Origin of the sequence: Streptomyces sp. NRRL S-118, assembly GCF_000716335.1 — a bacterium.
Classification (GTDB): domain Bacteria; phylum Actinomycetota; class Actinomycetes; order Streptomycetales; family Streptomycetaceae; genus Streptomyces.
On record NZ_KL591058.1, the window covers coordinates 1 to 2,091 of the forward strand.

At 76.3% G+C, this 2,091-nt stretch carries 1 protein-coding gene; it reads right to left on the reverse strand.

Annotation, left to right across the window (positions count from 1 at the left end):
- On the reverse strand, nt 1-2,091 hold a 2,091-nt coding region (locus IH00_RS0136520), incomplete at both ends, for a polyketide synthase dehydratase domain-containing protein (RefSeq protein ID WP_031080825.1).

The window sequence follows — 2,091 nt, forward strand, 5'->3', positions numbered from 1 at the left end:
CTCCGGGCCCAGCGGTGCCGGGACGGTCAGCACGACCTTGCCGACGTTGAGACCCTCGCGCAGGTGGCGCAGCGCCTCGCGGCCCTGCCGGACGTCCCAGGTGCGGATCGGCGCGAACTCCAGTGCCCCCCGCCGGAACAGGGCCACGATCTCGGTCAGCAGCTCGCCCAGTCGCTGCGGTCCCGCCTCCCACAGGTCGAACGCGCGGTAGGCGACGCCCTGCCGCTCCGCCGCGATCGTCTCCGCGTCGCGGATGTCCGCCTTGCCCATCTCCACGAACCGGCCGCCGCGCGGCAGCAGGTCCAGGGAGGCGTCGACGAACTCGCCCGCGAGCGAGTTCAGCACCACGTCCACCCCGGTACCCCCGGTGGCGGCCAGCAGCGTCTCCCGGAAGCCGGTCTCCCGCGAGGAGGCGATGTGGTCGGCCGCCACTCCGGAGGCCCGTACGGCGTCCCACTTCGCCGGGCCGGCCGTGGCGAACACCTCGGCGCCGAGGTGCCGTGCGATCTGCACGGCCGCCGTGCCCACGCCACCGGCGGCGGCGTGCACCAGGACCCGCTCCCCCGCGCGCAGCCCGGCCAGGTCCACCAGGCCGTAGTAGGCGGTCGCGTAGGCCACCGGCACGGACGCCGCCTGGGTGAACGACCAGTCGTCCGGTATCCGGGCGAGCAGGCCCTGATGGGCGACGGCCACCGGGCCGAAGGATTCCATCACGATGCCGAACACCCGGTCGCCGGGCGCGAACCCGGTGACGTCCGCACCGGTCTCCAGCACCACACCGGCCGCCTCGGCGCCCAGCGGCACGTCGTCGGGGTACAGGCCGAGGGCTATCAGCACGTCGCGGAAGTTCACCCCCGCGGCACGCACCCCGATCCGTACTTCGCCGGCGGCGAGCGGACGACGGGCGTCGCAGGGCGTGATCTCCACGTCCTCCAGGGAGCCCTTGCGCGTGACGGACAGGTGCCACACGTCGTCGGCCGGCGCGGCGGCCGTGGTCAGGCGGGGCGCGAACACCGCGTCGCCGCGCACGGCGACCTGCGGTTCGTCGGTGTCGAGGAGCGCGCCCCAGTCCGGCCCGTCACCGTCACCGTCGAGATCGACCAGGACGAAGCGGTCGGGGTGCTCGGACTGGGCGCTGCGCAGCAGGCCCCAGACCGCCGCCTGGGCGACGTCGGGGGTCTCGCCGTCGACGGCGACCGCGCGCCGGGTCACCACGACCAGCCGCGCCTCGCCGAGCCACTCGCTCGCCAGCCACCGCTGCACCAGGGCGAGCGCCTCGGCGGCAGCGGTACGGGCCGCCCCGGCCGTGTCCCCGTCCGGGGTGCCGACGGCGGCCAGCACCAGGTGCGGGGCCGTGCCGCCGCCGGCGAGCGACGTCTCCAGCGCGGCCAGGTCCGGGAACCGGTCGCCCGCGGCGGCCAGGCCGCCCAGGACCGCCACCCGGGCGGGCCGCGCCGCGCCGACCTCGACCGGGGCCCAGTCGAGCCGGTGGACCGACTGCCGGCCACTGCGGCGCAGCCGCTCCAGCTGGGCCGGGTCGACCGGACGCAGGTCCAGCCGCTCCAGGCTCAGCACCGGCTCGCCCTGCTCACCGACGACCTCGAGGCCGAAGGCGGTCTCGTCGACCCGGCGCATGCGGACGCGCACCCGGGACAGGCCGCGCCGGCCGGTGCGCACCCCGGACCACGAGAACGGCAGCACGGCCGTGTCCCTCGGCCCGTCCTGGGGCAGGCCCGCGTGCAGGGAGGCGTCGAAGAGCGCCGGGTGGATGCCGAAGGTCTCGCCGCCGGTGTCACCGGGCAGGGCGACCTCGGCGTACGAGTCGCCGTCAGCCTTCCACGCCGTACGCACGCCCTGGAACATCGGCCCGTAGTCGAACCCGAGCTCGGCCATCCCCGCGTACAGCGCGTCCGCGGTGACCTCCACGGCGCCGGCGGGCGGCCACTCCGCGGGAATCCACGACGCCACCGGTGCGGTGTCCTCCGCGGCCAGCCATCCGCGGGCGTGGCAGGTCGCCACGGTGCGGTCGTCGTCTCCGGCCTCGGGACGGGCGTAGACCGCCACCTCGCGGCGGCCGTCGTCACCGGCCGC